The sequence below is a fragment of the Microbacterium sp. NPDC077663 genome, from assembly GCF_044542795.1.
Classification (GTDB): domain Bacteria; phylum Actinomycetota; class Actinomycetes; order Actinomycetales; family Microbacteriaceae; genus Microbacterium.
Map to the genome: position 1 here is coordinate 1 of NZ_JBITVE010000003.1, position 19,754 is coordinate 19,754.

The 19,754-nt window shown below is 70.3% G+C and carries 17 protein-coding genes; 1 reads left to right on the top strand and 16 read right to left on the bottom strand.

What is annotated here, in order from left to right; genetic code table 11:
* Nucleotides 1-443 precede the first annotated feature (443 nt).
* The 14 genes from tyrS to ACIGEP_RS12705 form a co-directional block, all read right to left on the bottom strand.
* On the bottom strand, nucleotides 444-1,757 hold the full coding sequence (gene tyrS, locus ACIGEP_RS12640; RefSeq protein WP_396661992.1) for a tyrosine--tRNA ligase: 1,314 nt from the start codon (nucleotides 1,755-1,757) through the stop codon (nucleotides 444-446).
* A 30-nt stretch (nucleotides 1,758-1,787) separates the two neighbouring features.
* A complete protein-coding gene (locus tag ACIGEP_RS12645) occupies nucleotides 1,788-2,138 on the bottom strand; it encodes a VOC family protein (protein ID WP_396661993.1) in 351 nt (116 codons plus the stop codon).
* Between the two features lie 39 nt (nucleotides 2,139-2,177).
* Nucleotides 2,178-2,873 (bottom strand): hypothetical protein, encoded by a 696-nt coding sequence (locus ACIGEP_RS12650; protein WP_396661994.1) that lies wholly within the window; start codon nucleotides 2,871-2,873, stop codon nucleotides 2,178-2,180.
* Nucleotides 2,870-3,511 carry a SatD family protein gene (locus tag ACIGEP_RS12655; protein ID WP_396661995.1) on the bottom strand — a complete coding sequence of 214 codons (642 nt, stop codon included), beginning with the start codon at nucleotides 3,509-3,511 and terminating at the stop codon, nucleotides 2,870-2,872. Before ACIGEP_RS12655 ends, ACIGEP_RS12650 begins: the two co-directional genes overlap by 4 nt.
* 77 nt (nucleotides 3,512-3,588) lie before the next feature.
* The gene (gene argH, locus ACIGEP_RS12660) at nucleotides 3,589-5,019 is read right to left on the bottom strand and encodes an argininosuccinate lyase (RefSeq protein WP_396661996.1); all 1,431 of its coding nucleotides are present in this window, start codon (nucleotides 5,017-5,019) and stop codon (nucleotides 3,589-3,591) included.
* A complete protein-coding gene (locus tag ACIGEP_RS12665) occupies nucleotides 5,016-6,143 on the bottom strand; it encodes a heparan-alpha-glucosaminide N-acetyltransferase domain-containing protein (protein ID WP_396661997.1) in 1,128 nt (375 codons plus the stop codon). Before ACIGEP_RS12665 ends, argH begins: the two co-directional genes overlap by 4 nt.
* Nucleotides 6,122-7,045, bottom strand: coding sequence for an ornithine carbamoyltransferase (gene argF / locus ACIGEP_RS12670; protein ID WP_396661998.1), 924 nt, complete (start codon nucleotides 7,043-7,045; stop codon nucleotides 6,122-6,124). The genes ACIGEP_RS12665 and argF overlap by 22 nt, the downstream gene beginning before the upstream one ends.
* The gene (locus ACIGEP_RS12675) at nucleotides 7,042-8,283 is read right to left on the bottom strand and encodes an acetylornithine transaminase (RefSeq protein ID WP_396661999.1); all 1,242 of its coding nucleotides are present in this window, start codon (nucleotides 8,281-8,283) and stop codon (nucleotides 7,042-7,044) included. The genes argF and ACIGEP_RS12675 overlap by 4 nt, the downstream gene beginning before the upstream one ends.
* A complete protein-coding gene (gene argB, locus ACIGEP_RS12680; RefSeq protein ID WP_396662000.1) occupies nucleotides 8,280-9,179 on the bottom strand; it encodes an acetylglutamate kinase in 900 nt (299 codons plus the stop codon). Before argB ends, ACIGEP_RS12675 begins: the two co-directional genes overlap by 4 nt.
* Nucleotides 9,176-10,333 carry a bifunctional glutamate N-acetyltransferase/amino-acid acetyltransferase ArgJ gene (gene argJ, locus ACIGEP_RS12685; protein ID WP_396662001.1) on the bottom strand — a complete coding sequence of 386 codons (1,158 nt, stop codon included), beginning with the start codon at nucleotides 10,331-10,333 and terminating at the stop codon, nucleotides 9,176-9,178. The genes argB and argJ overlap by 4 nt, the downstream gene beginning before the upstream one ends.
* Nucleotides 10,330-11,379 (bottom strand): N-acetyl-gamma-glutamyl-phosphate reductase, encoded by a 1,050-nt coding sequence (gene argC, locus ACIGEP_RS12690; RefSeq protein ID WP_396662002.1) that lies wholly within the window; start codon nucleotides 11,377-11,379, stop codon nucleotides 10,330-10,332. The genes argJ and argC overlap by 4 nt, the downstream gene beginning before the upstream one ends.
* Before the next feature lie 208 nt (nucleotides 11,380-11,587).
* Entirely contained in the window at nucleotides 11,588-12,580 is a 993-nt protein-coding gene (locus ACIGEP_RS12695; protein ID WP_396662003.1) for an NAD-dependent epimerase/dehydratase family protein, read from the bottom strand.
* A gap of 48 nt (nucleotides 12,581-12,628) precedes the next feature.
* Nucleotides 12,629-14,209: a hypothetical protein gene (locus ACIGEP_RS12700; RefSeq protein ID WP_396662004.1), complete on the bottom strand. Its 1,581-nt coding sequence runs from the start codon at nucleotides 14,207-14,209 to the stop codon at nucleotides 12,629-12,631.
* Nucleotides 14,191-14,961, bottom strand: a complete 771-nt coding sequence (locus ACIGEP_RS12705; protein WP_396662005.1) for an ABC transporter ATP-binding protein — start codon at nucleotides 14,959-14,961, stop codon at nucleotides 14,191-14,193. The genes ACIGEP_RS12700 and ACIGEP_RS12705 overlap by 19 nt, the downstream gene beginning before the upstream one ends.
* A 57-nt stretch (nucleotides 14,962-15,018) precedes the next feature.
* Here ACIGEP_RS12705 and ACIGEP_RS12710 point away from each other — a divergent pair, with 57 nt between their 5' ends.
* Nucleotides 15,019-16,143, top strand: a complete 1,125-nt coding sequence (locus ACIGEP_RS12710; protein WP_396662006.1) for an AAA family ATPase — start codon at nucleotides 15,019-15,021, stop codon at nucleotides 16,141-16,143.
* 27 nt (nucleotides 16,144-16,170) lie between these two features.
* Here ACIGEP_RS12710 and pheT read toward each other — a convergent pair whose 3' ends face one another.
* Together pheT and pheS are read right to left on the bottom strand one after the other, a co-directional pair.
* Nucleotides 16,171-18,681, bottom strand: a complete 2,511-nt coding sequence (pheT, locus tag ACIGEP_RS12715) for a phenylalanine--tRNA ligase subunit beta (RefSeq protein WP_396662007.1) — start codon at nucleotides 18,679-18,681, stop codon at nucleotides 16,171-16,173.
* On the bottom strand, nucleotides 18,681-19,721 hold the full coding sequence (gene pheS / locus ACIGEP_RS12720; RefSeq protein ID WP_396662008.1) for a phenylalanine--tRNA ligase subunit alpha: 1,041 nt from the start codon (nucleotides 19,719-19,721) through the stop codon (nucleotides 18,681-18,683). Before pheS ends, pheT begins: the two co-directional genes overlap by 1 nt.
* Nucleotides 19,722-19,754: the final 33 nt, after the last annotated feature.

Here is a 19,754-nt window from a genome sequence, read left to right on the forward strand (position 1 = left end):
CGAGGTTATTTGGCATTTGACAAGTGCACGCTGTTGAGTTCTCAAGGATCGGATGCTCCCACACCACCCCCGCAAGGGCTTCGTAGTGAGGCAACGTCTCTGACTCTTCACTCGACTCCCGAACGGGACGGCACGCAACGATCAGAAGATCGTGTCGGGCTCATCACCACGGGGCTTCGAGGTGGAGTCCCCATCCTAGACCATGAGGTCGTGTTCTCTCTAGGAGAGGTTTGGGATGGATTGTGTTCTCCGCTTGAGGGTGCCGGAGGCCTTTCGGTCTCTCGCTCTTCCCTGTGGGGCGAACGAGTAATAAGTTACGCGACTGCGGCGGGTCGGGCAAATCTTGCTCGTATCCCGGGCGTGTCGCGCATGGATCCGCTCGTGAAGCACCACGGCCGCCCTCCCCCTGGAGCGGGGTGGGCGGCCGTGTGGGCGAGCGGTGCTCAGGACATGAGGATGGCGGCGAGGGTCTTCTTGCCGCGGCGGAGGACCGAGACGCGACCCGGGAGTGCACCCGTGACCAGATGACTGTCATCGGCCACCTTGATGCCGTCCACCGAGACGCCGCCCTGCGCGATCGCGCGACGCGCCTCGCTCGCACTCGACACCAGCCCTGTCTCGATGAGCGCTTGCACAACGGGCATCTCGTTCTCCGCGGTCACGTGCGGAAGCTCCTCCAGCGCGGAGCGGAGCGTCGGTGCGTCGAGCGCGGTCAGGTCGCCCTGTCCGAACAGCGCCTCGGAGGCGGCGACCACCGCCGTCGCGGCCTCCAGCCCGTGCACCGTCGTCGTGACCTCCATCGCGAGTCGGCGTTGGGCTGCGCGACGGAAGGGTTCGTCGGCGACCAGCCGCTCGTACTCCTCGATCTCCGACCGCGTCAGGAAGGTGAAGACCTTCAGTCGCGAGACGACGTCCGCATCGTCGGTGTTGAGCCAGAACTGGTACATCCGGTAGGGGCTGCACATGTCGGCATCCAGCCACACGGCATTTCCCTCGCTCTTGCCGAACTTCGTGCCGTCGCTGTTGGTGATGAGCGGCGTTCCGATCGCGTGTACGGACCTGCCCTCGACGCGGTGGATGAGGTCCGTGCCACTCGTGAGGTTGCCCCACTGGTCGCTCCCCCCGGTCTGGAGGACGCAGCCGTACTGACGGTGCAGTTCCAGGTAGTCCAGGCCCTGCAGGATCTGGTAGCTGAACTCGGTGTAGCTGATCCCCGCGTCGGAGTTCAGGCGGGCGGCGACGGCATCCTTCTTCAGCATCGTGCCGACGCGGTAGTGCTTGCCGATCTCGCGGAGGAAGTCGATCGCGCTCAGCGGCGCCGTCCAATCGAGGTTGTTCACGAGCCGGGCGGCGTTGTCGCCCTCGAAGCTCAGGAAGCGTTCCACCTGACCGCGCAAGCGCTCGACCCATTCGGTGACGGTCTCGCGGGTGTTCAGCGTCCGCTCCGCCGTGGGTCGCGGGTCGCCGATGAGGCCGGTGGAGCCGCCGACCAGGCCGAGCGGCCGGTGGCCGGCGAGCTGAAGCCGCCGCAGCAGGAGCAGTTGCACGAGGTTGCCCAGGTGCAGGCTCGGCGCGGTCGGGTCGAATCCGCAGTAGTACGTGATGGGCTCGCCGGAGAGGGCCTCGCGCAGCGAGGTCTCGTCAGTCGACACATGCACGAGGCCGCGCCACACGATCTCGTCCCAGACATTCGCGAAGGACGGGTCGTTGGCGGGCGCAAGTGCCTTCAATTCGGCGTTCGCGACGGATTCAGACACCCGCTCAGGCTATCAGCGGGGTCGCGGCGGTCAGTCCGCGGCGACCTCGTCGTACAGGCCGATGACATTGCCTTCGGAGTCACGGAGATACACCCACCTCGACCGCTCGTCGAGCTGCTGGATGTCCCCCACCTGCTCACCGCCGGCGGCCACCGCGACGGCGACGGTGTCCTCGATGCGATCCACCGTGAAGACGACGGTGGGATGCGGCAGTTCGCCGCGGATGTGCAGGTCGCCGTTGACGCCCTCGCCCTCCGGCTGCCTGATCACGCCCATCTCGTCACCCCAGGGGGTGTAGTCGAACCCGAGCACGTCCTTATAGAACGCCTGCGCGCGCGGCAGATCGTCGACGGGGATCTCGAAGTGTTCCATCTTCGCCATGGGGCGAGCAAACCACACCGTCTCATGGCCGGACAAGGGTCAGGCGTGCGTTCCCCACCAGAGCAGGAACGCCGCGCCGAGCGCGGTCACCCAGCTGACGAGACTGCCGATGAGGAAGTACTCGGCGCGCGTGCCGATGGCACTGTCGCGGGAGATCTCGGGGAACCGGACGATGCCCTTGGCCGCCAGGACCGCGGCCAGCAGGGTGAAGGCGCCCGTCACCGTGAGGGCGAAGACCAGGATGCGCTCGAGCGGCCCGATGAGCCGACCACCCTTCAGGCCGGTCGGGGAGTCGGTGGCGACGTCGCCGCCGCGGAGGGCGGTGCGTACGACGACGTTGCCGGACTCGACGAGGAACACGACGGCCCCCAGAACGAACACGGCGACATCCGCGCTCACCACCCCGAGGGGAGAATCCGCGGGCCACAGGGCACCGATCGGGCCCTGATCGACACGCACGCCTTGGAACGCGACGGCGACGAGGGCCACCACCGCGATGACGACGAGTGGCCACAGCCCGGTGCGCCCCCCGGTGGAACCCGGCGTCGCGAGGACCCACGCCACCGCGACCGCGGCGCCGACGAACGCCCAGAGGACGGAATCCGCGCCGGCCGCGCCGATCAGCACCATGAGGGCGGCGACCGCGTAGGTCGCGGCGCGGAGGGACGGCGGGACGTGCATCCGGATGAGGTCGACGAGCCCGACCGCCAGCAGGACGATTCCGGCGCCGATCATGCGAGGTCCCCGGCGAGGTCCGTGAAACCCGCGACGAGCGCCGCGGATCCCGCGGTGGCGAGGGCCTGCGAGACGGCGGGCTGTGTGATGCCCTCGTCTTCCGCCAGCTTCCGCTGGGTGCGGCCGAGACACCGGCCGTAGGTCAGTCGACGAGCGCGTTCGCTCATCGAGGCGACCAGCTCGTCCCGCGCAAGCAGGTAGGCATTGGCGTACGCGATGCGTTCGAGCATGACGGCATCCTGCCCCGCGGCAGGCGCGATGCGGGTGCGCGCATGCGGCACGGCGCGATCCTGCAGACGGTGCGCATCGTCGATCGCTGCACGGGCGGCCCACCAGCCCGGCCCGTCGGTGATCACCTCATCGACCGGGTCGACGGCACCCACACCGATGCCGAACCGGAGCTGCACTCCGTCGGGCAGGTCCAACTGGATGAGCAGAAGGGACGTCAGCGCCGCGGCGAGCCCGGGGTAGACCGCTTGGAACTCATCGCCGACCGTGGGGGCGAGGGATGTCGCCGAGACCGCGTGATCCGCATGGACCCGTGCCGCCGTCGACACGATCGCCCGCTGCGCGCCGGCGCGGTCGCTGAGGGTCCTCGATCCGACGATGTCGGCGATCACGGCGACGGTGGGGGTCATACCGTCAGGGTACGTCGGTTATGATCCTGCTGCAATAAGTCTTCTGCTTATTTATTGCAGATGATAAGAAACGGGCCTCACGCGTCCCACACGCGGGCGAGCTCCTGGGTCCGCGCGACGAGCGCGGCACGCTGTTCCGCCACTCGCACCGGCGCCGTGCCGCCGGCACCATCGCGGCTGGCGACGGAACCCTCGGCGGTGAGCACCTCCCGCACCCCCGGCTCGAGGTGCGGCGACACCTGCGCGAGAAGGGCGTCATCGGCATCCGACAACTCGATCCCGCGCTGCTCGCACGCCTGCACCAACGCCCCGGAGATCTCGTGCGCGTCGCGGAAGGGAACGCCGCGCTTGACGAGCCAGTCCGCGACATCCGTGGCGAGGGAGAAACCCTCGGGAGCCGACGCGGCCATCCGCCCGGTGTCGAACCGAAGAGTCGCGATCATCCCCGCGAACGCCGGCAGCAGCACCTCGAGCGTGGCGACGGAGTCGAAGACCGGCTCCTTGTCCTCCTGCAGATCACGGTTGTATGCCAACGGAAGTGCCTTGAGCGTCGCGAGCAGGCCCGCGAGGTTTCCGATGAGACGACCGGACTTGCCCCGTGCGAGCTCCGCGATGTCGGGGTTCTTCTTCTGCGGCATGATGCTCGACCCGGTCGAGAAGCCGTCGTCGAGACGCACGAAGGAGAACTCCCGCGTGTTCCAGATGATGATGTCCTCGGCGAACCGCGAGATGTCCACGCCGATCATGGCCGAGATGAACGCGAACTCGGCGACGACGTCCCGGGCGGAGGTGCCGTCCATGGAGTTCTCGGCGGGGCGGGCGAGCCCGAGTTCGTCGGCGACCAGTTGGGCGTCGAGCCCGAAGGTCGCCCCCGCGAGCGCTCCCCCGCCGTACGGCGAGACGGATGCCCGCACCGACCAGTCTCGAAGCCGCTCGAGATCGCGGACGAGCGGCCAGGCGTGCGCCTGCAGATGGTGGGCGAGGAGGACGGGCTGCGCGTGCTGGAGGTGCGTGCGACCGGGCATGATCGCCTCGGGGTGCGCCTCGGCCTGCGCGACGATCGCGTCGATGATCCGCACGAGGTCGCGCGCGATGACGCGTGAGTGATCGAGGAGGAACAGTCGCACGAGCGTCGCGATCTGATCGTTGCGGCTGCGGCCCGCGCGCAGCTTGCCGCCGAGTTCCGGTCCGACCTCGCGGATGAGGGCCGCCTCGAGCGCGCCGTGCACGTCCTCGTCGGCCTCGGTCGCCGCGAGCTCCCCCGTCTGCACCGCCTCACCGAGTGCATCGAGACCCGCGTGCATGCGAGCCTCCTCGTCCGCCGTGAGATACCCCGCTCGCCCGAGGGCGCGCGCGTGGGCGTGGGATCCACGCAGGTCGTACAGCGCCAGGGCCCAGTCGAAGTGCGTCGAGCGGCTCAGCGCGACGAGCTCCGGAGAGGGACCCGAGGCGAAACGCCCGCCCCACAACGAACCCTGATTCGTCGCTTCGTTCTTGCTCTCGCTCACGTCTCCACCCTATCGGCGGGGTACCCGGCCGCCGTCGGCACCACCCGCCGCGACACCGCTGCCAGCGCACTCTCGAGGGGACCGCGACCGACGAGGAGCGCCCACAGACTGCACAGCACGATGGCTCCCAGGCAGAACCACCCCAGCGGATGGAGGTCGCGGAACGCCCGCAGGTCGGTCGTGTCGCCGAACACCGCGAGCGCGACGACGGCCCATGCGAGAACTTGTCCCACGTACGCGGTGAGCGGCATGGATCCGACCGCCCGCACGGGCGCCAGCACCCAGGTCAGCGGCGTCCGACACACGAGCAGGCAAGCCCCGAGCACGGCCATGGCGAACCCCGTCGACGACACGACTTCGACGATCCCGCCGCTGTGGGCCTCGGCACTGAGCACCGCTCCTGCATACGAGTCGGGCGACGCCCAGTCGCCGGCGTCTGCGAGGAGCCCGATGGTCGACCCGAGTGCCACCACGGCAACTCCCGCCGCGAGGATCAAGGCCTGGGTGCCCGCGCGCCGCAGGTCCGTGCGCCCCAGCGCCATCCCGGCGACGACGAAGGCGATCCACAGCGGGAAGGGGTACGCCCAGCCGACGACGAGGAAGAGGGTCTCGCCGGCGAGCCCCTCCCAGATCGGCAGGGCATCGAGCGCAGGCAGAACCCACGGCACCACGACCCCGACGGATGCCGCGATCGCCCACAGCGCCCAGATCGGCAGGGTCAGCAGGGGCAGCGCGAGAAGGAAGAGGATGCCGTAGGCCGGCAGGATCACGTAGATCGGCACCCCGGTCTGGATCAGCAGCAGACCGATCGCCCAGAGCACGACGGCGCGGACGGCGAGGCGTCGGCGATCGACCCCCAGCCGGGTGCCGCGGTGCGGCATCCGACCACCCGTGATGAGCGCGATCGAGACTCCCGCCAGCAGCGCGAACAGGATCGAGGAGCGGCCGTTCACGACATCCATCCATGTCGACGGGTCGGTGAGCCGCAGCGGCTCCTTGATCGTCAGCAGGTGCGCGGCGAGCATTCCGAAGACGGCCAGCGCCCGCGCCAGGTCGATGCCGTGCAGCCTGGCGGGGCCGTTCCAGCTCCGCCAGGCGCGCGTCACTGCTGCCGGAGCAGCCACACCAGAAGCGCCTTCTGCGCGTGGAGGCGGTTCTCCGCCTCGTCCCAGACGACGCTCTGCGGACCGTCGATGACGTCCGCATCGACCTCGTACCCGCGGTCGGCGGGGAGGCAGTGGATGAAGATCGCGTCCTCCTCCGCGAGCACCATCGTTTCCTGCGTCACCTTGTAGGTTCCGAGATCGCGCAGGCGGGCGGTCTTCTCCTCTTCCTTGCCCATCGACACCCACGTGTCGGTGACGATGACATCGGCACCGGCGGCGGCCTCGTTGGGGTCGGTGAAGAGCGTGAGCGATCCGCCCGTCTCGGCGGCGATCCGGTCGGCGTCCGCGACGACGTCCTCGCGCGGCGCGTACGCCTCGGGCGAGGCGATGCGCACGTGCATGCCGGCGGTGACGCCCGCGAGAGCGTACGAGTGCGACATGTTGGAGAGCCCGTCGCCGAAGAACGTCAGCGTCAACCCCTTCAGCTCGCCCTTGTGCTCGCGGATGGTGAGGAGATCGGCGAGCAGCTGACACGGGTGGAAGTCGTCGCTGAGCGCGTTGACGACCGGCACGCGGGTGCCCGCCGCCATCTCTTCGAGACCGGACTGCGCGTAGGTGCGCCACACGATCGCGGCGACCTGCCGCTCGAGGACGCGCGCCGTGTCGGAGGGGGTCTCCTTTCCGCCGAGCTGGCTGTTCGCCGTCGAGATGATCAGCGGCGAACCGCCGAGGTCGGCGATGCCGACGGCGAAGGAGACGCGGGTGCGGGTGGAGGACTTGTCGAAGATGACCGCGACCGTCTGCGGGCCCTCGAGGGGCTTCTCCTTCCAGCGGTCCGCCTTCAGCTCGAGAGCGAGATCGAGGATCTCGGCCTGCTCGGCGGGGGTCAGGTCGTCGTCGCGCAGCAGGTGGCGGGTCATGCGGGGGCCTCCGTGTCATCGTGGGGGTCGTCGAGCAACAACGCGTCCTCGACGGTGGCGAGGGCGCGCGCGAACAGGGTCTGGAATTCATCGATCTCGACATCGCCGATGGTGAGCGCCGGCGCGAGACGGATGGTCGAGTCGTTGGCGGCGTTGACGATGAGCCCGTGCTGCTGCGCCGCAGCCACCACCGCACCGGCGACGGGATGCCGCAGGGCGACGCCGATGAGCAGGCCGCGGCCGCGGCATCCCTCCACCAGCGACGAACCGATCGCCGTCACCGCATCGCGGACCTGCTGTCCGCGCTCGGCGGCGGCGTCGACGAGTTCGGCGCGTTCGATCTCGTCGAGGACGGCCGACGCGACGGCGGTGGCGAGCGGGTTCCCGCCGAAGGTCGACCCGTGCGTCCCCGGGTAGAAGAGGTCGCTCGCCGCCCCGAAGGTGATGAGCGCCCCGATCGGGATGCCGTTGCCGATGCCCTTCGCGACCGTGATCGCGTCGGGCGTGATCCCCGTGTGCTGGAACGCGAACCAGGCTCCGGTGCGTCCGGCGCCGGTCTGGATCTCGTCGATGATCAGGAGCGCGCCGTGCCGGCGGGTGATCTCGCGGGCCGCGGCGAGGTATCCCTCGGGGAGTTCGAGCACGCCGGCCTCGCCCTTGATGGGCTCGACGAACAGCGCGGCGACCCGGTCGTCCATCGCCGCCTCGAGCGCCTCGACGGTCGAGTCGAGGAACTCCACACCGGGCACCATCGGTTCGAACGGCTGCTGCATCGCGGGCTTGCCGGTGAGGGCGAGGGTCCCCATCGTGCGACCGTGGAACGCATTCTTGAGGGCGAGGATGCGGGGGCGCTCGGCGCCGCCGTGGAGCCGCGCCAGCTTGAACGCCGCCTCGTTGGCCTCGGCGCCGGAGTTGCCGAAGTAGACGCGGCCCGAATCGCCGGTGCCCGCCAGCCGCTTGAGGCGGGCGGCGAGCCCGAGCTGCGGCGGGGTGGCGAAGTAGTTGGAGACGTGGCCGAGGGTCGCGGCCTGCTCGGCCACCGCCTGCACGAACACCGGATGCGCGTGACCCAGCGAGATCACGGCGATCCCACCGAGGAAGTCGAGGTATCGCGTGCCCTCGTCGTCCCACAGGTAGGCGCCCTCGCCGCGCACGAGCAGTGCGTAGCGGTCGCCGGAGTTGAGGACGAGGTCGCGTGCGGCGTCGTCCTTCCAGCTCGTCGTCGTCTGCACGGTCATCCCGCCACCACCTCGGTTCCGATCCCGCGTTGCGTGAAGAGCTCCACCAGCACGGAGTGCGGCTGGCGCCCGTCGATGATGGCGGCGCGGTTCACTCCCCCGTCGACGGCGTCGAGGCATGCCTGCATTTTCGGGATCATCCCCGATTCCAGGCGCGGGAGCATGGCTCTCAGTTCGGTCGCCGTCAGGTTAGACACCAGCGAGTCGCGGTTCGGCCAGTCCGCGTAAAGGCCCGCGACGTCGGTGAGGATGACGAGCTTGACCGCGCCGAGCGCGACCGCGAGTGCTGCGGCTGCGGCATCCGCGTTCACATTCAGCGAGCTGCCCGGTTCGTCCACGTCGGGGGCGATCGAGGAGACGACCGGCACCCTGCCCGCGGCGAGCTGGTCGAGGATCGGCTGCGGATCCACGCCGACGACGTCGCCGACGTGACCGAGGTCGTGCTCGGCGCCGTCGACGACGACCCCGCGGCGACGGCCCTGGAACAGGCCCGCGTCCTCGCCGGACATCCCGGTCGCGAACGTTCCGTGGGCGTTGATGCGCGAGACGAGCTGCGGGTTGATCTGCCCCGCGAGCACCATGCGGACGACGCCGATCGCCTCGGTGCTCGTGACGCGGTACCCGCCCTTGAACTCGCTCGGGATGTCGAGCCGGTCGAGCATCTTCGAGATCTGCGGGCCGCCGCCGTGGACCACGACGACCTTCACGCCGACGTGGTGCAGGTAGGCGATGTCCTCGGCGAAGGCGGTCTGCAGCTCTTCGCTGACCATCGCGTTGCCGCCGTACTTGATGACGACGATCTGCTCGCGGAAGCGCTGGAGCCACGGGAGGGATTCGACGAGGACGGCCGCTTTGCCGGCGGCCTCTTCGGGGGTGGTCTGCTGGATGTCGGTCATGACGAATAGGCGCTGTTCTCGTGGACGTAGTCGTGCGTCAGGTCGTTGGTGAGGATCGTCGCCGCCGCATCGCCGACGCGGAGGTCGATGAGGATGTGCGTCGCGCGCGGCGCGAGGTCGACCTCCTCGCGAGGACGGTCCGGACCGCCGGCGGTGCACACGCGCACCCCGTTGAAGGACACATCGACGTCGTAGGGGTCGAAGGCGGCGTCCGTCGTCCCGATCGCCGCGAGCACCCGCCCCCAGTTCGGGTCGTTGCCGAAGATGGCGGCCTTGAAGAGGTTGTTCCGTGCGACGGAGCGCCCGACCGTGACGGCGTCGTCTTCGCTCGCGGCGCCGACCACCTCGATCGTGATGTCGTGGCTCGCGCCCTCGGCGTCGCCCTGCAACTGCGCGGCGAGGTCGAGACACACCTCGGTGAGGGCGGCGGCGAACGCCTCCGGATCGGGACGGATGCCGCTGGCTCCGCTGGCGAGCAGGGTCACCTGATCGTTCGTGGACATGCAGCCGTCCGAGTCGAGCCGGTCGAAGCTCACCCGCGTCGCCTGGCGCAGCGCCGCGTCGGCAGCGGCGGCATCCAGGTCTGCATCCGTCGTGATCACGACGAGCATCGTCGCGAGGCCGGGGGCGAGCATGCCGGCGCCCTTCGCCATCCCGCCGATCGTCCAGCCGTCCCGGGTGACGATGGCGCGCTTGGGCCGCGAGTCGGTCGTCATGATCGCCAGGGAGGCGTCCTCTCCTCCGTCCGCCGAGAGCGCGGCGACGCCCTTCTCGACGCCGTCGAGGACCTTGCCGCGGAACACCTCGTCGCCGGTGCCGATGAGCCCGGTCGAGCAGACGAGGACGTCGCCGGCACCCACACCGAGGAGTTCCGCCGCCTTCTCGGCGGTCTGGTGCGTGGTCTGGAACCCGAAGGGCCCGGTGAAGCAGTTCGCGCCGCCGGAGTTCAGCACGACCGCCTCGACGACGCCGTCGCCGATGACCTGCTGCGACCACAGGATCGGGTTCGCCTTGGCGCGATTCGTGGTGAAGACGGCCGCGCCGACCTTCTTCGGCCCACGGTTCACGACCACCGCGACGTCGTTCGCTCCGGTCGATTTGAGGCCGACGGCGACTCCGGCCGCCTCGAACCCTTGTGCTGCCGTGACGCTCACGGGGCTACTCCGTTCACACTCAGACCCGTCGACTCGGGGAGACCGAGGGCGAGGTTCATCGACTGAATGGCGGCACCGGCGGTGCCCTTGACGAGGTTGTCGACCGCAGCGACCACGACGACGCGGTTCGCGGCGCGGTCGATCGCGACGCCCATGAGCGCCGTGTTGGCGCCGAGCACGTCGGCCGTGCGGGGGAAACGTCCCTCGGGCAGGACCTGGACGAACGTTTCGTCGGCGTACGCGGACTCCCACGCCTCTCGGATCTGCGCGTCCGTGGCACCGGGAGCGATCGGCGCCGTCGACGTCGCGAGAATGCCGCGGGCCATCGGGACCAGGACGGGAGTGAACGAGATGCGGATGTCGCCCGTGTCGGGCGCCGCGGCGGTGAGCGCCTGCCGGATCTCGGGGATGTGGCGGTGCGTACCGCCCACGGCGTACGGATTCGCGCTGCCGAGGATCTCGGCGGCGAGGAGATTCGTCTTGAGGCTCTTCCCGGCGCCGGAGGGTCCCACCGCGAGCACGGAGACGATGTCACCCGGGTCGATGACGCCGGCCGCGACACCGGGGGCGAGACTGAGCGAGACCGTGGACGCGTTGCACCCCGGCGCGGCGATCCGGCGCGCGCCGGAGAGCACATCGCGCTGCTTCCCGGTCGGCAGCACCAGCTCGGGGACACCGTAGGCCCACGGCTCAGGGAAGTCGCCGCCGTAGAACTGATCCCACGCGGCACGGTCCGTCAGCCGGTGGTCCGCACCCGCGTCGATCACGAGCGGGACGTCCACCAGCATCTCGGTGTACTGCGCGGACTGACCGTGCGGCAGGGCGAGGAAGACGACGTCGTGACCGGCGAAAACCTCGGGCGTCGTGTCCTGCAGCGTCAGGTGCGCGAGCGAACGCAGATGCGGTTGGTGGTCGATGAGCGGCTGCCCGGCGTTCGAGTGCGCCGTGACGGTGCGGATCTCGACGTCGGGGTGAGCAGCGAGGAGGCGGAGGATCTCGCCACCCGCATAGCCGGAAGCGCCGGAGACGGCGACCGAGATGGTCATGGATTCAACCTTATTGTCTGGGAGGAACGGGGCCGGCACGGCGACACCTGCGGCTCACTCCAAGACGCGGAGCACAGCGGGAGGGTCGCCTACCGTCGGCGGTCGCCCAGACGTCGACGCGCGCGCGAGCCCGCGGAAGCGGGGAGGATCGCGGCGGAGGACACACCGAGACGGTATCGCCGCGGCATCCGCTCTCGCAAATCGACCGTCACACTCCGGTCGCGGTCCCGCTCCCCTCCAGGCGCAGCAGGTCGAGCTCTTCGCTGCGTTCGAGCCCCGAGCCCCGCGAGCGGGCGACGCCGCGCGCGCGTTCGTCGTCGAGGACGCGGGCGATCGTCTCCTCGAGCGGACGGATGCGGCCGCCCGCGGCGCGGTAGGCCGCGTTGCTGCGCGTCGCGAAGCCCGGCATGTCGTCGGGGAGCCACAGCGGGAGGGACCGCGCACCCATCCAGTAGCCCACGCCGTGACGCTCCAACCACTCCGCGGGAACCGCGCGCACCGGGCCGGTGTGCCCGGAGAGCTGCCGCGCGAGAGTGAGGAACTCCTCGAACGGATGCGGCTCCCCCACCGCGTTGACGACGCCGTCGAACGCACGGGCACCGGCACTCACGATGAAGTCGGCGAGGTCGTCGACGTCGATCACCTGCACCCGCCCGCGCGTCTCGGGCACGAGGACGGGACCCTCCCCTGCGGCCGCGAGACGGGCCGGCCAGTATCCGAAACGGTCGGTCGGATCACCGGGGCCGACGATGAGACCCGGTCGCACGACAGCCAGACGCGCCGCGAGTCCGACCGCAGCCTGCTCGGCGGCGACCTTCCCGCGGGCGTAGTCGTCCTCGTCGGCCTCGGTCCAGGCGGGCACGACCTCGGCGGTCTCGTCCGCGTCCTCCTCCGCGGCTCCCGCGTACACCGAGACGCTGGACACGTAGGTCGCGTGGGCCGCACGACCGGCGAGCGCCTCGGCCGCGTCACGCACGTGGACCGGGTTCGACGAGACGTCGACGACCTCGTCCCAGTCGCGCTCCGCGACGTCGCGGTAGGCATCGGACGCGGAACGGTCCGCGATCACGAGGTCGACCCCGTCGGGCGCGGGGCGGAGTCCGCGCGCCACGCTCGTCACCTCAGCTCCGCGATCGACCCATCGCTGCGCGATGCGGGACCCCAGCCAGCCGGTGCCACTCAGGATCAGGACGTGCGTCATGGACCCATCGAACCAGCGCAGGCCCCTCGACGACACCCCGGAGGACGATCAGCTCGGGAGCGCCCGGATCTTCGCGAGCAGATCCGGACCGGTCCGTTCGATGAGACGGCCCCCGATGAGGATGCCGAGGACCGCGACCACGGCGCCTGCGAGGATGCCGACGGTCAGCGCGATCCAGGACCACACCCGATCCGACGAGGACGACGCGATGATCGCTGTGGCGATCGCCGGGGTCGACAGCGCGATCACCATCCCCCAGACCACGAACGCCAGGAGCCCGTTGACGAAGGTCTGCCCCGGGACGCTCTTGAACGGACTGTCGCCCGGCGCGGCGACGGGGCTGATGATCAGGGCGGACGACACCGCCGACACCCCGTAGCCGACGAGGATGATGCCGAGCGACGCACCGAGGGTGACCGGCAGCTGAGACGTCGTGCCGGACACGACAGCGGTCACCACCGCGAGGAGGACGATCAGCGGGATGCCGACACACGCCGCTCCCAGGGTTCGGCCGGCGCGGTCGGCGACCCCTCGGACACCCGTTGCCAACACCGTCGCGTACGCGGTGCCGTCGTACGAGACGTCGGTGTAGCCGACGATGGACAGCATCAGGGCGGCGAAGAGCGGCGAGAAACCGAAGAAGAAGCCGTCGGGTCCGCCGGTCACCAGGAACACGATGGGGAGCAGCGGGACGATCAGGATCTGCCGCAGATACCGCGGGTCCCGCAGCCACGCGTTCAACGACCGCGCCCAGGTCGCACCGGTGCCGCCGGTCGGCATGAGGCCGAACAGGCCGAGGCGGCCCGCAGCCGCCACCCGGCGCGTGCGGCGCGGCGCCGCATCCGTCCCCGCATCGATGACGCGCGACCACACCCCCCACAGCACGAGGACGGTCGCGGCGGCGATGCCCAGACGTGCGAGCCCGGGCAGGACGTCGCCGGCAGCGAGTGCGGGAGCGACGCCCCATGCGGCGCCGATCGGGGTCCACGCCAGGACGTCCGCAGCTGCGACGAGCCGCCCCACCAGATCGCCGCCGCTGTCGAGGAGGGAGAGCGTGCCGGTGAGGATCGGCCCCGACATCACGATCAACAGCAGCACGGCCGTGCCGATGAGCTCGCGGCCGCGCCGGTTGCCGCCGAGCCCGCCGGACAGTTCGCCGACGAGCCGCGAGGCGAGCACGCAGATGAGCACGGCCAGAGCGGCGGCGGGGACCGCCGCGAGCGCGGCGATCGGCCACCTCACCCACAGGATGACGGTGCTCAGCGCCGCGATGGCCGTGGCGATGCCGGGAAGTCCGGTGAGGCCGGTCCCGGCGAGCGCGAGCATCGTCTGGACTCGGGTGAACGGGAAGACGGCCAGGCGTCGCGCGTCGATCGAGGTGTCCATGCCCGTGACGAGGATGGGTCCGAGCACCCACCCGAGCAGCAGGAGGGTTCCCCCGAGGATGCTGACCGTCGCCGCCGTGCCGAGGGGCTGGAAGACCGAGAGTGCGATCAGTCCGCCGATGATCGAGACGAGCGCACCGATCGCCCACAGCGCGCCGAAGACGAAGCCCACGAGCTGCCACGGGCGGCGGGCGAGGGTGTTGAAGAGGGCGCGGTAACGCAGCTTCAGGACTGTCGCAACCACTGCGGGCCCTCCGACTGGTGCCGCCCACCGACGAGGGAGACGAATCGGTCCTGCAGGCTGTCGCCTGCTCGGACCTCGTCGATCGTTCCCGCAGCCAGGACCCGACCCGCCGCGATGACGGCCACGTGATCGCACATGCGCTGGACGAGGTCCATCGAGTGGCTGGAGACGATGACCGAGCCGCCGGAGGCGGTGTAACTCCGCAGGACGTCTTCGATGTTCGCCGCCGACACGGGGTCGACGGACTCGAACGGTTCGTCCAGGACCAGCAGACGCGGCGCATGGACGAGCGCACACGCGAGCGCGACCTTCTTGGTCATCCCGGCCGAGTAGTCCGCGACGATGGATCCCGCCGCGGAACGGAGGTCCATGAGGTCGAGCAGGTCCGACACCCGCTGAGCGATCTCCGGGCGCGGCAGGCCGAACATCATCGCGGTGTACGTGATGAGCTGCTCACCCGTGAGTCGATCGAACAGGCGGATGCCGTCGGACAGGTTCCCGATCATCCGTTTCGCCGTCACGGGGTCAGCCCACACGTCGACCCCGTGCACATGGGCGCTCCCGGCATCCGGCTTCAGCAAGCCGGTGGCCATCGACAGAGACGTCGTCTTGCCGGCGCCGTTCGGGCCGACGAGCCCGTAGAAGGATCCGGCGGGGACCACCAGATCGATGCCGGCGACGGCGGTGACGGAGCCGAACTGCTTCACCAGTCCGGACAGCTGCAGGGCGGGGATGGTCCGGGAGTCGATCACGGGCCGAGCCTAACCGCCCGGAGCGCCGATGTCGGGGTCGCCTGGCACAGTGGGGGGATGCTGCGCACGCTCGCCGTCTCCGGGTACCGGTCGCTCCGCGACGTCGTCATCCCCCTGCACGATCTCACTGTCGTGACCGGTCCGAACGGATCGGGGAAGTCGAACCTCTACCGCGCACTGCGGCTGCTGGCATCGGCCGCGACCGGGGACCTCATCGGCGCGGTCGCGCGCGAAGGGGGCCTCCCCTCGCTCCTGTGGGCGGGACCCGAGGACGGCGGCGTCCAGGGCACAGTGCGTCGGAACCCGATCGCCGTACAGCTCGGATTCGCGGCCGACGAGCTGGGCTACCTCGTTGACCTCGGCATCCCGCAGGCGTCACAGGACAGCGTGTTCGCGCGCGACCCCGAGATCAAACGCGAGCAGGTCTTCGCCGGTCCCCTCGCGAAGCCCGCGACGCTCCTGATCGATCGCCTGCGCGGTCAGACACGTGTCCGTGACGGCGGGTGGGTGGCGCTCGACCAGAAGCTCGCGCCTTTCGAGAGCATCATCACCGACCTGGCCGACGGTGATACCGCTCCGGAACTGCTGGGACTGCGGCGCATCATGAACGGCTGGCGCTTCTACGATCACTTCCGGGTCGACGGTGACGCCCCCGCCCGCCGCCCGCAGGTCGGCACGCGGTCCCCCGTGCTCGCGCACGACGGCTCGAACCTCGCGGCCGTCTGGGCCACCGTGATCGACGCGGGATTCGGCCACCTGCTCGACCGTGCCGTTGACGATGCCTTCCCGGGCAGTCGTGTGCGCGTCGCGGCATCCGACGGCATCCTGCGGCTCACCGTGACGCAACGCGGCCTTCTGCGGCCGCTCGAGGCCGCCGAGCTCTCCGACGGGACCCTCCGGTACCTGCTGCTGTGCGCGGCGCTGCTCCCTGCTCGGCCCGCGCCGCTCACGGTCCTCAACGAACCCGAGTCGAGCCTCCACGCGAGCCTGCTCGACCCGCTGGCGAACCTCGTGCGCGCCGCGTCGGAGAACAGCCAGGTGCTGCTGGTGTCGCACGCCGCGGGTCTCATCGACGCGCTCCCGGAGGCGCACCGGATCTCCCTCGAACGTCACATCGATGGGACGAGCGTGACCGGTCAGGGACGGCTCGACGCACCCCCGTGGAACTGGGGGAAGCGCTGACGCCCGTCAGAGCACGAGGGGCGACGCTCAGTCGCGGATCGTCGCTCCGAAGCGCTCGGAGGCGACGGCGACACCGGCGAGCTTCGCCTCCGTCGCCTCGGCCGCCGTCAGCGTCCGATCGTCCGCCCGGAACCGCAGCGCGAACGTGACACTCTTCGCGCCGTCGGCGACACCCGCTCCGCGGTAGTCGTCGACCAGGCGCAGGTCCTCGAGGAGCGACCCGGCACCGTCGACGAGCGCCGCGCGGACATCGCCCGCCGGCACGTCGGCCGGCACGACGAGCGAGACGTCCTGCGTCGCCGCGGGGAAGGTCGCCAGCGACGCGGCCGCCGCGGGTTCGCGGACGAGCGACAGGACACCGTCGAGGTCGAGCTCCGCGACGAACACACGTCCGTGCAGGTCGGCGGCATCCGCCACCGCGGGCAGGAGCTCGCCGACGTAGCCGACGTCCACGCCGTGGACGTGGAGCGTGCCGGTGCGACCCGGGTGCAGCGCTGCTCGCGCGCCCTGCCGCACCTCGATCTCGGCACCGGCAGCAGCGGCGATCGTGCGCACCGCGCCCAACGCGTCCGCGAGGTCGAACGGCACTGCGGCACCGCCCGGGCGCTTGCCCGCAGCGTGGCCGTGCAGCAGGACGGCGACATGGCGGGGCTGCGGCGGGATCGACGCGTGCAGCGCGGCGAGCGTCTCGTCGGCGGGCCGCTGCGCGAGCGGCGGCACGGTGTCGGTCCCGTAGGTCACGCCCTCGTCCGGCGTGAAGACGCTGCCGGACTCGAAGAGGGCGACATCGGTGAAACCGCGCGAAGCGTTCCGATGGGCGATCTGCAGCAGACCCGGGATGAGCGACCGACGAAGGTGGGGCGCCTGCCCGTCGAGGGGGTTCGCGAGCCGGATGGAGGTCAGGTGCTCCCCCGACGCCGAGCCGTGGAGGTCGTTCTGCTCCTCAGTCGTGAACGGGAAGGCCACGACCTCGACGAGGCCGGCGGCGGCCAGCGCGTTCGCGACGCGACGACGTCCGCGCTGATGCGGCGTCAGTCCGCGTCCGGACGGCGGCGTCGGAAGGATCGACGGGATGCGGTCGAGCCCGTGGATGCGGGCGACCTCCTCGGCGAGCGTCCAGCGGTCGGTGAGGTCGGGACGCCAGGACGGCGGGATGACCTCCCATGCGCCACCCGCGTCCGAGACCTCGCAGCCGATCGTCTCGAGCGCGCCGATGATCTCCTCATCCGAGTAGTCCACGCCGATGAGCCCACCGGTGAACGCCTTGGGCAGTTCGATCGACGGGATGAAGACCTCGGCGAACAGCGCACCGCCGGTGGTCGTGTCGAGCGTCCCGCCGGCGAGCTCGACCATGAGGTCCGCCACGCGACGAGCGGCGACGAAGGGGATCAGCGGGTCGACACCGCGTTCGAACCGACGCGACGCCTCGCTGGGCAGCTTGTGCCGACGGGCCGTCCGCGCGATCGACACCGTGTCGAAGATCGCCGCCTCGATGAGGACGTTGCGGGTGGCATCCCCCATCTCGGTCTTGCCGCCACCCATGACGCCGGCGAGGCCGATCGGGCCGGACTCGTCGGTGATGAGCAGATCCTCGACGTCGAGCGTGCGTTCCTTGCCGTCAAGCGTGACGAGCTTCTCCCCCGCCGCCGCACGTCGGACGGTGATGCCCCCGGTGAGCGTGTCGAGGTCGTAGCCGTGGATCGGGTTGCCGAGTTCGAGCATCACGTAGTTGGTGATGTCGATGAGGATGCCGAGGGAGCGGATGCCGGCGAGCGTGAGCCGCGCGGTCATCCACGGCGGCGTCGGACGCGACGGGTCGACGTCGCGCACGATGCGGACGACGAACTCGCTCGCTCCGGGGTTGCCGTGAATGGGCGCCGCGTCGTCGACGGAGACGGGGAACCCGCCCGTCGGCTGCTCGAGCTCTTCGAACTCGCGCAGCCCCGGGTCGCGGAAGGCCGCGCCCGTGGCGTGCGCGTACTCCCGCGCCACGCCGCGGATCGACAGCGCGTAGCCGCGGTCGGGGGTGACGTTGATGTCGACGGCGACGTCGTCGAGTCCGAGCAGGGCGATGGCGTCGGTGCCGACCTCGGGGTCGAGGCCGAGCTCGGTCAGGCGCAGGATGCCGGAGTGCTCGTCGCCGAGGCCGAGCTCCTTCGCCGAGGCGATCATGCCGTCGGAGACGTGGCCGTACGTCTTGCGCGCCGCGATCGGGAAGGGTCCGGGCAGGACGGCGCCCGGCAGGGTCACGACGACCTTGTCGCCCTCGAAGAAGTTGCCGGCACCGCAGACGATGCCGCGGACACCGCCGTTGTCTTCACCGACGTCGACCTGGCACCACCGGATGGTCTTGCCGTTGGACTGCGGCTCGGGCTCGAACGAGACGACACGGCCGACGACGATCGGTCCGGTGAGGTCGAACGTGTGGACGTCCTCCTCTTCGAAGCCGACCGACACGAGCGAGGCGAGGACGTCCTCGGGAGTCGTTCCGGGCGCGACGTCGACGTACTCGCGCAACCAGGAGAGCGGGACGCGCATCAGACCACCATTCCGAACTGCTCGCTGAAACGGACATCGCCCTCGGCCATGTCGCGCATGTCCTGCACATCGCTGCGGAACATCAGGGTCCGCTCGATGCCCATGCCGAAGGCGAAACCCGAGTAGACCTCGGGGTCGATGCCCGCGGCGCGGAGGACGTTGGGGTTCACCATCCCGCATCCGCCCCACTCGATCCAGCGCGCACCGCCCGGGAAGGTCGGGTGCCACAGGTCGAGCTCGGCGGACGGCTCGGTGAACGGGAAGTAGTTGGTGCGGAACCGGGTCTTCGCCTCGGCGCCGAAGAGGACCTTCGCCGCGTGGTCGAGCGTGCCCTTGAGGTTCGCCATCGTGATGCCCTTGTCGATCACGAGCCCTTCGAACTGCGTGAACGCCGGCAGGTGCGTCGCGTCGAACTCGTCAGTCCGGTAGACCCGGCCCGGGCAGAGGACGTAGATGGGCAGCTCCCGCTCGAGCATCGAGCGCACCTGCACGGGGCTCGTGTGCGTGCGCATGACGAGGTGCCGTGCGACGGGGTCGACGAAGAACGTGTCCTGCATCTGCCGTGCGGGGTGGTCGGGCGCGAAGTTGAGGGCGTCGAAGTTGAACCACTCGTGCTCGAGCTCGGGTCCTTCCGCGATCTCCCAGCCCATGCCGACGAACAGGTCCGCGATCTTCTCCTGAAGGAGCGAGATCGGATGCCGCGCCCCGACGCGCGCGGCGGGCACGATCGCGGTGATGTCGACGCGTTCGGCTTCGAGCTTCGCGGCCGTCTCGGCGGCAGCGAGCTCGGCCTCGCGGGCGGCGAGAGCCTGATTGACACGGCCGCGCGCCTGGCCGACGAGCTTGCCGGAGGCGGCCTTCTGGTCGTTGGGCACGTTCCGCAGCTCGGCGTTCAGACGCGCGAGCGGCGAACCCTCCGCGGTGTGGGCCGAGCGAGCGGCCTTCAGCGCGGCGGTGTCGGGGGCGGCGGCGAAGGCGGCCAGCGCCTCGGCGACGGCGGCATCCACCGCCTCGGGGGTGATCTGGGGTGCGTCGGACACGAGAGACGAGTCTACCGGCGGGCCGGAGTGCTG